The organism is Alistipes sp. HGB5 (assembly GCF_000183485.2).
In the GTDB taxonomy this organism is placed as follows: domain Bacteria; phylum Bacteroidota; class Bacteroidia; order Bacteroidales; family Rikenellaceae; genus Alistipes; species Alistipes finegoldii.
This window is the reverse complement of record NZ_AENZ01000039.1, coordinates 1-9,760: the sequence shown is the minus strand read 5'-3', so window position 1 is coordinate 9,760 and position 9,760 is coordinate 1. Positions and strand designations below refer to the sequence as shown.

The following is a 9,760-nucleotide window of genomic DNA, read 5'->3' as shown; positions in this document are numbered from 1 at the left end:
CTTCAGATGGCAACACCATTACGCTCCACTCTCCGGAGAATTGCGACCGGGCATTCGTTACGATCTCCGGCAATGGAACCTATCTTACGGAAATGGTGAATTTCACCGATCAGACTGCGACACTCGACGTGTCGGATCTCGACTGCGGGGTTTATCTGATTACCGTCGAATATGAAAACGGTACGATTTACACAGGGCATATTGAATTCTTAGAAATATAACACTAATCATAAGTTGATCAATTACCAAAATGAAAAAATATCAATGCTTATTTTTTGTTGTCTGTATATTAGCTATCTATTCATGTCAAAAATTCGATGGGGCAAAAACTGAAAATGGGAATAATACGGATATAGCGAATATCGCCATGTTGTCTTTCTCATCGGAGGAAGATTTTATCGCGGCCCTGAATCAACAAGATGATGATGTTACAACACGCGCATGTTTTGCAACTAAAGCACAAGGAGGATTAACTGCAAATGAAAAATATGTTGATCTGCTGGAACCAGTCCAAAACCTCCCCATTGCAACTGATCCAATTCTGCGTGTGGATTGCAGACCGCTCAAGGAACAAGCACTTATCGAAAATAACGATATGTCGCTCTATATAGCTAAAGGTTATGATTCTCTTGTGCCAAATATCAAAGTAGCAAAACTTCTTAACGCTCGCGCAGAGGTAATGGTAGATCAGACAATATATAAAATCTCACCGAGAGGAACCTACTACTTCCCGGAATCGAAACAAAAATTCTTTGAGAGTAATTATGAACGCTTCGAAACCGAAGAGGGAATCCAGATGGAAGAGAATACCTACCAATTAGCAGAGGATATTTACCGTATCAATACATTTGAAATAACTGAAGTGTTGGATGCTGAAGCCGAAGATCTGCCGGATGATCTTCCCGGTGTTCTCGACGACGACGACCTTTCGACTAATATTGTTAATACGCTCAACATGACAACACGAACTGTTACGACACAAATACCTCCTTTTGAAAGATTTCCGAGATTCAATGCAGATGCCAAAACATGGTTGGGGAAACTATGGCAAAGCATCTTCGGGCGTAACCGTGGATATACATACAAATTATCGAAAAAGCATCGGATGAAGGGCAAATTTTATTATTACAACTATAAATTTTATACGGAATTCGGAGCGTCGGCAGAAATGCAGAAAAAGAATTGGATCGGTTGGAGTGGAAAACAGGCAAGCGAATTACTCATAGGGTGGAGCAATATTATTTTTTCAGAAGGCTATAAGCGAATTCCCGATTATCCAAAAAATGCAGAGGCTTCGATTGTCAGTACGGAATATAAAACGATTCCCGGTTTCAATCATCAAGGCATGGTACTTACGATTGTCGGATTGGATATTACTGCTCTGCAGCAACAACAGCTTTCGCTGATGAACCCTATACAAATTAGAAATTGGTTTAAGTTGCGTGTAGAAAATAGCAACGTTGATATCACTCAACTCGATGCTATCCAATGCTTCTCCGCAGATAAAGTCATTACGATTCTTCCCGGTGGACAAAAGCGCAAAGGCGATGTAAAAAAAGTAAGGGAGATATTTTTAAGCGAAGTTTCATTTACGATTAACTTGGATCTGAATCACATGCCTCAATCTTTCAAGGAGTGGGCGAAAATTATCAATCAAGGTAAGTTCAAAATCAAACCGAAGAATCTCAAATTCGGGACTGTGTATGTTGCCGGACGTCTTGGCAATAGTTGGGGCGGAATGACGATCGTAAAAAAATCGTAATAATTTTCTCACATTTTTTTAGACCTCAAATCAGTTCATCTATGAAGAAGATTATTTTCTTGTTTTCCTTACTGCACCTCCTCAATGTCAATGCCCAATCTTACCGACCTACGGAAAAGCAGAATCGAGAAATTCGCCAAATAGAAGTCGAGATTGGTGGCGGCGTAGTTTTTGGCGCCAGTAAGCTTAATTTTGACAATGCAAAATCCGGGGGAATGGGCTTTGGGGAAATACGCTACAATTTTCTGCATTTGCCTATAGATATCGGAGTTCAAGTCGCCGGAAATGTTTTTCACCGTCAATCTGATGAAGTCAGGAAATTAGGATTCACCTCTGTTAATTATCTTGTTGTTGGTGACTACAATTTTCGAAGATCGAAAAATATTTTATTCTTCGCTGGTATGGGTTTAGGGCTTGCTTCTCATGAAAACGCAGCACCCATAATTTTAATTGGCGATAACTCATACGACATCGGTGGTTCAAGTAGTTCATTCTGTCTCATGCCTCGTTTCGGTATAGAGTTGTTTCACCATCTTCGCGTAACCTTCAATTATAAATTGGAAGAAAAGGCCAATCGGCATTTCAATATTTCCGTAGGAGTTGTATTTGGAGGCGGACGTAAATAGCTCTTTAATAAAAGCGGAAGCCGAAAAACTTTACGAGTAGTTAAAATAAACGTAAAAGAAAAAGGCAAGGTTAATGATAATACAGCAAAAATGCAGTCCACTAATCAGTTAGGTGTTTAGCTCATAATACTGCATAAGCTGAAAAAGGAGGTTCGATAAAAGTTGCGAAAGACTTCAGTTCCCATATCGTTACTGATATAATAGGAACAAGAAACGGTACAACAGGTTATATTTCAGTAATTTGCACAATTTTTCATACTTGGAGACAACTCGCTTGATATTAACTTTGTAACAATCAAAAAAGTATGAAAACGAGTATGAGCAGATCGACTTTCAAAATTCTCTTCTACGTGAAGAAGGGCAGCGAGAGAGCCAACGGCTATCTCCCCCTGATGTGCCGTCTTACGGTGGACGGCGAAATCAAGCAGTTCAGCTGCAAGCTGGACGCACCCCCGAAACTTTGGGACGTGAAAACGGCACGTGCCACCGGCAAGAGCGTCGAGGCACAGAAAATCAATGCGGCGGTTGACCGGATACGTGTGGACGTGAACCGTCGTTACCAGGAACTGATGCAGTCCGACGGCTATGTCACTGCTGCCAGGCTGAGGGATGTCTACCTCGGACTGGGCGTGAAACGGGAGACTTTGCTGAAACTCTTCGAACAGCACAACGAGGAGTTCATCAAGAAAGTGGGACACAGCCGCGTACAGGGGACATACAACCGCTACCGTACCATATACAAGCACCTGTGCGAGTTCGTCCCGAAAGTGTACCGACGTGACGACATCCCCCTGAAGGAACTCAACCTGACCTTCATCAACAACTTCGAGTATTTTCTGCGTACGGAGAAGAAATGCCGCACCAATACCGTATGGGGTTACATGATCGGGCTCAAGCACATCATCTCCATCGCCCGCAACAGCGGTGCACTTCCCTTCAATCCCTTCGCCGGGTACATCAACTCCTTCGAGAGCGTTGACCGGGGCTACCTGACGGAGCGTGAGATACAGACGCTGATGGAGGTCCCGGTGAAAAGCGGGACCTGCGAACTGGTACGTGACCTCTTCATCTTCTCGGTGTTTACCGGACTGGCATACGCAGACGTGAAGGCGCTGACGACTGACCGGCTCCAGACCTTCTTCGACGGCAACCTCTGGATCATCACCCGCCGGCGGAAGACGAACACCGAGTCCAACATCCGCCTGCTGGACGTTCCCAGGCGCATCATAGAGAAGTACAAGGGGCTGTCCAAGGACGATCATGTATTTCCGGTACCGAGCAGCAGCAGATGCAACGTCATATTGAAGGAACTTGGTAGGCAGTGCGGTTTCAAGATACGGCTGACCTACCATGTTGCCCGGCATACGAACGCCACCACCGTGCTGCTCTCGCACGGTGTGCCCATCGAGACCGTAAGCCGTCTTTTGGGTCATACGGATTTGAAAACCACCCAGATATATGCCCGGATAACCAACCAGAAGATCAGCAGCGACATGGAAGTCCTGTCCCATAAGCTGGAAAAGATGGAGAAGGAGATATGCGATGCCATCTGAGGGAAGGCATTTACGGGACGAGTGATTTTTCCCCTTCTTCATCAAAGTTCCGCCGTCCCCGCGGATCTGCGCGTTTTCCCTCCGGTTTCCGGCAGAAAATTTCCGTACGGTGAAATTTTCTGCCGGAAAAACGCTCCGAATGCGCGGGTGACGGACGGGAAAATTGATTCAGAAGGCGAAAACTGCGACCGACGTAGTGCATGTGCGACAAGGAAAAAGGAAAAGAATTGTCCAGGAGCCCCTTTTCATGTCGGGATACGGCATGAAAAGGGGCTCCGGCTGTGGTGAAGGCTCTCCTGCTCCCTCTGCATTGCATGTACGGGTGGTTTTGCCCATATCCACGTCCGCCGGTATTGCTTCTTTTCCGACAGCCGACCATCCTGTCACTTCCCTGTCATCCTCCTCAAAATCAACACCGCCGTATAAACTGCATGAAAGCCCGGGCACGCTTCCTGTTTCCAATCCCATATCCATTCCTTCCGCAACATCACGTATTGCCGTTCTCATTTCATATCCTTGAATATTTCTCCAAACATACCGAAGACAGAAAAGCTGCATGGAATCTAAATTCTCACCGGACAGACAATAGATAGAAGGAAGTAATCTGTCATCCTCATTTCTTGCGGCAAAAATAGTTGTTTTTCAGGCCGGTCCCGCAAGGCGGCCCTGCGGGCTGGTTGCTCGTGAAAAAATCTTCCTCACGCTTCGCGTGAGCGTATTTTTTCACGGCAAGCCTTGCCGGAGACCGCCGAAAAACAAACTGGAGGAAGCACAAGAAATAAGAATGCCTACCCGTGTAGGCCATGTATAACGTACAAATGTACGACTCAAAAAAAACATAAGGCTATGGCAGACAAGAGCGCAGAAAAGGAAAGACTGTTCAACGAGTGGTTCACAAAATCCTATGACAGGTTGAGAGGGACGTTACGCCGGTACGGAATGCTGGACGAGGACAATTTCCATGACACCTACCTTTTCGTAAGAAGGCAGGTGCTGGTTCCCGGAAAGGACATAACGGACTATGACGCGTATTTCATCGGATGCTACAAAAAGGCGGCCCTGGTAAAGATTAAAAGGGAGAACCGGTATGCACACCCTGAAGATGATTTCTTCCTCCGATGTGGCGAGGAGGCAAAATTCCTTTCCGAGGACGACCTGAACGGGTGCGAGAGGCTGGTTAAGGACATACTGCGTTTCGTAAGGCAGAAGTTCTCCTACGAGGAATACCGGATGTTCATGCTCAGGTTCTATGAGGCGCAGTTCTCGTTCAAGGCACTGGCGGAATGCATGGGTATCTCGGCATCGGCCATATCGCAGAAAGTATGCAGGATAGTGGACGCGGTACGTACCCACAGCGGTTTCGCATGGAGAAGCCGGATGCTGGCGGTGGAAAGCTTCATGTATTGAAAAACGAAAACAGTTCAACCGATAAAAGAAAGACAATTATGGCACTGATAGTATACAACAGGGAAAACTCCCGTCCGCAGGAAGTCACATACAAGGGAAAGCGGACCATCAACCTTGACAGCAGGGGAACCGTCTATCTGTCAAAGACGATGTCAATCGAATTGGGAATCCTCGGCGGTGGACGGGTGAACTTCGCCCACGATGACGAGACGGGTGACTGGTATATCTGCCGGGCCGACGACAGCGAGGGGTTCATCGTCTGGAAGGATAAAAGATGCGCAAGGTTCTCGGCCGGGTTTATCGTGCAGAGGCTCATGCGGCAGGCGAAGGTGGAGAGGAAGAGCGTGCAGTTCATGATGGCGAGGATGCCGGTAGAGATTGGCGGGGTGGCCTATTACAAGATACTGCTCTCGAATCCGATACTCAGATAGAGGCATGGGCCGGAGTAGTCCGGCTGTATATGACATGATGGAGACAGGCGCATCCGACGGGACAGGAGCCCGGAGGGTGTGCCTGTTTTTATGCGCCGCCATGTTTACACACGGACATGCGGTTGTCACCGGCCGGCATAAGGTCACTCCGGCAAGACCGGGAAACAACATTGCCGGCGGATAATGATATCAGTACGGGATGTGCCGCCATTACAGGAACGGACCGTTCCACCGATACACGGGCAGCCCGCCCCAATTTCAGAATAACATAATGACATAATAAAATAAGGGTCTTTTTTTATAATGGAATCCCCGTATCTTATTGCCATACCGGAAAAATGTTTCCATGTCCCGCCATGTTATGCCAATGTCGTCACCGGATCATAATTTATAAAGAAAACACTCTGTGTATAAATACTTTATGAGCAAATTAAAGTCGTTCATCCGGTGGAAAGAAAACGAAGGGACGGCCGGTATGACAACCGCCCGCCCCTTCATTCACGATCCCGTACGGAACTTTTCTAAAGTTCCTCCGGTCTGGTTCTCGCCTCCCTGTAGCAGCCGTCAAGCAGCTTCTCGATGTCGGAAGAACGGTACAGTATCTTGCCGCCTAGCCGGGTGAAGGCAAGCAGACTGCTGTCCCGGTACTGTTGCAGGCTGCGGCGGCTCACTTTCAGTTTTTCAGCCAGTTCGCGGTCCGTATAGAAGTTCTCGCCCGCCATCGCCGGTGACCTGCCGGCAAAGAGACGCTCCATGGAAACGGAGAGACGCTCGACGGTAGAGAAGAACTCTCTTATATGCTCGCTGCTCTCACGGGTGAGCAGACGGTTATCGGTATTCATCATGACTTGATCTTTTTTTGTTCGACATTCGTTTTTCATGGCCTTTCAGATCGACCTTCCCATACTTTCAGCCCGCTTGCGGCGCTCCTCCACTATCCGGATGATACTTTCCACGTCCCCGGGCTTGTAATAAGTCTTGTGACAGATCTGTGTATATGCCAGCGTGCCGTTGTCACGGAGGGTCTGCAGGGTTCTCGGGCTGACCTTCAGCAGCAGGCACACCTCCTGGTTGTCCAGCCATTTCTTCTCCTCTATGTCGCCGTACAGCCGGCAGAGGGTGTCCAGCCGGTCCGCGAACGTCCGGAAGGCCGAGAGCATCGCCTCGAAGGTCCTTGCCTCAATGTTCACTATTTCCATAATCACTGTAATTTCAGGTTTGACATCTGTTTCATTCTCTCTTCGGATCCGGATTCCGTGCCGCAATTTAGTGAATCCCAGCGGAACATCCTGAATTTCAAGACAGGATGACTACCTTTGACACCATATGCGTGCCTGTTTCATCCGCAAAGTAAATGATTGTTCCCGGATATGGTTCCGGCCCTTCATCAGATGTCATTATATGTCATCAGATGTCCGGAATAGATATTCAATTGGAATCGAAGCGATCTTTCTTTTTCATAAGATGTACTTTTATTGATTTATACAATAGAAAGATGCGCCAAATGTTATCGTGGAGACGCTTATGAACATGACGGATGTCCATCAGTTTTGTCCCATTCCGGTAAAGAGGCCGGTTATCAGGATGTTCTTCCATATCCGGACTGAAAGATGCCTGCCGGACAAACACTGATGCGGGCATCAGTGTTTGTAACCGGCCATTAATAATTATAACCAACCATTAATGACCGGTTATAATCATTAATGGTTGCAATCGGTCTTTAGTGATTGCAACTGCATCCGTAAAGTTCATGCCCTGCTTCCGATGCGTATAATAATGAAGTTCTCACCGTCCGTACACCCTGAAGCAGAGAATGATACAGAAGAATACGCCAACAGAACCCTAAGTGTCGATCCGTCTGTTTTTTATCGTTTTATTTGCCGGCGACAATCGGTTTCCCGGTATATGGGAAACCATCGTATCAACGTAAATCCAAGTTTCTATGAAAGAAGGAAAAGAAGACATGCCCCTTGTGGGAAAAACGATGGCGGAAGGACATACGCACCGTATGGCCGTCCTGTGTGAGAAGTTGGGAAGTACCCTCAGGGAGATACTTGACGGAACCTGCCCACAGCCGGCAAAGCCGGAGAAGGCACCGAAGCGCCCGGCTTTGGAAAAGTATCGGGAAACTTATCTCATTCCCCCTAAAATCAAGGGACCTAAAGCCGTGTTCATCAGTGAGGAAACTCGTAGTGCCCTGGACATGATCGTCCTGAGACTGGGCTGCCGGGGAATGAGCGTATCCGGGCTGCTGGAGAATCTGGCAAGACGGCATCTTGAAACCTACCGGCAAGACATCGAACGCTGGAGGAAACTTTAGAGTACCGGTGACTGTCAGACCGTGTGAATGACTGCCGGTCGTATATCAGCCGGAACGGATGACTGTAGAAAATATAGGTACACCTCCGGCGGATATACTTTCATTGTCACCTTCCGGACCAGGAATGGAAACGGTTATCTGAAACCATTGATATTAATATTTCCTGTTGTTTTGAAGGGTGGATTCTGTAATAGTAATAGCAAGGTTATGTTTCCGGATTCCCGAAAACCCTTGCTCCCCAGCGCCCGGCGGTTGCAGGGAGGGTAAATCCACTCCCGCCGGTCGCAGATTTTGGAATGAAAGAAGTACGGACGAAAAAGAAAAAACATATGACAAAGGATATGAATGAGATGAAGAAAAAACGCGGCCGTCCGGCACTGGGCAGGACGCGGAAGCTGACCAAGGGAGTGACAGTGAAGTTCTCCCCCGTCAGCTACGAGGCTCTCAGATTCAGGGCAAGGAAGTCCGGCCGGAGTCTGGCGGTCTATATCAGGGAGGTGGCACTGGCGGCCACCGTTACGGCAAGGCATACGCCTGAAGAGAATGCGCTGCTGCGCAGCCTGGCGGGAATGGCGAACAATCTGAACCACCTGACAAAGCTCTCGCACCAGACAGGCTTTTACAGGACAAGGCTGCTGATAGACGGGCTGCTGGGAAAGCTGAAGCGGATCATGGTCTATCTTCTCGGTATGTTGAGCGACAGTCCTTTCAAGTTCTGACAAACGTTTATTAATGGAATACCCCTTTAAAAGATAATCCTTTAATACACTATTCGCCCATTTCCTAAAAAGGGTTGCGTTCTTGCTATTAACCCGATATCCTATTGACAGAATCGCATCAAGATTATAATATTTAGTAGTATATCTCTGTTTGCCGTCATTACCCATATGTTCCAAAATGGAACATGTGCTATCTATATCAAGTTCGCCGCTTTTGTAAATGTTGTTCAAATGTTTGGTAATAGCTGGCCTTTTAGTCCCGAACAAGTCGGCTATTTGTTCTTGTGTCAGCCAAACGGTTTCATCTTCCAACCTCACTTCCAACTTGACCGCTTCATCCGGCTGGTATAATATGATTTCTCCCTGTTCCATTGCTTACTTACCTTTTCTTAATTCATCAAGCCTCTGCATCGCACCGCTGAACTTCTCACCAAACATCATATCATCGGGCAAAACAAACCAGGTGGGAATACCTCTCGACTGTGGATTACCTATACATTCATCTTGCCCGTTCTGTTTGCGGTAATCGTCCCATTCACTATAAGCGATGTTCCAACGAATACCTAATTTATAGGTATTTTCCCATTTAATAATAGCCAGTGAATAGGCCGGATCATCTTTGCCGTCATAAATCACTTCTACAACTTCAACCACCCCTTTAGGGGAATTTATAAACTTCGGATTTTTATACGAATAAGTGCTCATGTCTTTTATTTTTTATTTATAGCACACAAAGATACTCAAAAACAAATATATACATATATACATACGTATGATTAACGTATAAAAACATTTATGGTTATTCTAATCTTTGATTAATTCCGGTACAGAAACAAAACGTACCGAAAGACGGAAACAGGATTTATTTCGGTACGCTTCCCCGATCGGTACAAAAAACACGCAAAAAACGAGAAATACTACTTTTAGTATTTTAGTATATTA

At 46.6% G+C, this 9,760-nt stretch carries 11 protein-coding genes and 2 pseudogenes; 8 read left to right on the top strand and 5 right to left on the bottom strand.

Annotated features, from left to right (window positions below; all coding sequences use genetic code 11):
* From HMPREF9720_RS05925 to HMPREF9720_RS05910, 4 genes and pseudogenes are all read left to right on the top strand, one after another.
* Positions 1-221: pseudogene (locus tag HMPREF9720_RS05925) on the top strand (DUF3244 domain-containing protein); the annotation flags it as partial.
* Positions 222-250: 29 nt separating this feature from the next.
* Complete coding sequence (locus HMPREF9720_RS05920) at positions 251-1,762, top strand: hypothetical protein (RefSeq protein ID WP_009597326.1); 1,512 nt, start codon at positions 251-253, stop codon at positions 1,760-1,762.
* Positions 1,763-1,803: 41 nt separating this feature from the next.
* Positions 1,804-2,388, top strand: a complete 585-nt coding sequence (locus HMPREF9720_RS15045; RefSeq protein WP_014776483.1) for a hypothetical protein — start codon at positions 1,804-1,806, stop codon at positions 2,386-2,388.
* 305 nt (positions 2,389-2,693) lie between these two features.
* Positions 2,694-3,941, top strand: a complete 1,248-nt coding sequence (locus HMPREF9720_RS05910) for a site-specific integrase (RefSeq protein WP_039940021.1) — start codon at positions 2,694-2,696, stop codon at positions 3,939-3,941.
* Positions 3,942-4,109: 168 nt separating this feature from the next.
* Here the strand turns inward: HMPREF9720_RS05910 and HMPREF9720_RS16095 are convergent, their stop codons facing one another.
* Complete coding sequence (locus tag HMPREF9720_RS16095) at positions 4,110-4,499, bottom strand: hypothetical protein (RefSeq protein WP_227042927.1); 390 nt, start codon at positions 4,497-4,499, stop codon at positions 4,110-4,112.
* 288 nt (positions 4,500-4,787) lie between these two features.
* On the opposite strand from HMPREF9720_RS16095, the gene HMPREF9720_RS05905 reads away from it, so the two are divergent.
* Complete coding sequence (locus HMPREF9720_RS05905) at positions 4,788-5,348, top strand: sigma-70 family RNA polymerase sigma factor (protein WP_004330050.1); 561 nt, start codon at positions 4,788-4,790, stop codon at positions 5,346-5,348.
* 38 nt (positions 5,349-5,386) lie between these two features.
* Positions 5,387-5,779, top strand: coding sequence for a hypothetical protein (locus HMPREF9720_RS15630; protein WP_004320820.1), 393 nt, complete (start codon positions 5,387-5,389; stop codon positions 5,777-5,779).
* 521 nt (positions 5,780-6,300) lie between these two features.
* On the opposite strand, the gene HMPREF9720_RS05895 is transcribed toward HMPREF9720_RS15630, so the two are convergent.
* The gene (locus tag HMPREF9720_RS05895; protein ID WP_009597325.1) at positions 6,301-6,624 is read right to left on the bottom strand and encodes a helix-turn-helix domain-containing protein; all 324 of its coding nucleotides are present in this window, start codon (positions 6,622-6,624) and stop codon (positions 6,301-6,303) included.
* A 42-nt stretch (positions 6,625-6,666) separates the two neighbouring features.
* Positions 6,667-6,978: a helix-turn-helix domain-containing protein gene (locus HMPREF9720_RS05890; protein WP_004330047.1), complete on the bottom strand. Its 312-nt coding sequence runs from the start codon at positions 6,976-6,978 to the stop codon at positions 6,667-6,669.
* 743 nt (positions 6,979-7,721) lie between these two features.
* Here HMPREF9720_RS05890 and HMPREF9720_RS16090 point away from each other — a divergent pair.
* Positions 7,722-8,099: a DUF3408 domain-containing protein gene (locus tag HMPREF9720_RS16090; RefSeq protein WP_004330044.1), complete on the top strand. Its 378-nt coding sequence runs from the start codon at positions 7,722-7,724 to the stop codon at positions 8,097-8,099.
* A 329-nt stretch (positions 8,100-8,428) separates the two neighbouring features.
* Entirely contained in the window at positions 8,429-8,818 is a 390-nt protein-coding gene (locus HMPREF9720_RS16085; protein ID WP_441293822.1) for a plasmid mobilization protein, read from the top strand.
* Here the strand turns inward: HMPREF9720_RS16085 and HMPREF9720_RS16080 are convergent.
* Positions 8,774-9,190 (bottom strand): annotated as a pseudogene (locus tag HMPREF9720_RS16080) (virulence RhuM family protein); the annotation flags it as partial. The gene HMPREF9720_RS16085 and the pseudogene HMPREF9720_RS16080 sit on opposite strands and share 45 nt — an antisense overlap.
* A 3-nt stretch (positions 9,191-9,193) precedes the next feature.
* Entirely contained in the window at positions 9,194-9,523 is a 330-nt protein-coding gene (locus HMPREF9720_RS05875; RefSeq protein WP_004327465.1) for a hypothetical protein, read from the bottom strand.
* Between the last annotated feature and the right edge of the window lie 237 nt (positions 9,524-9,760).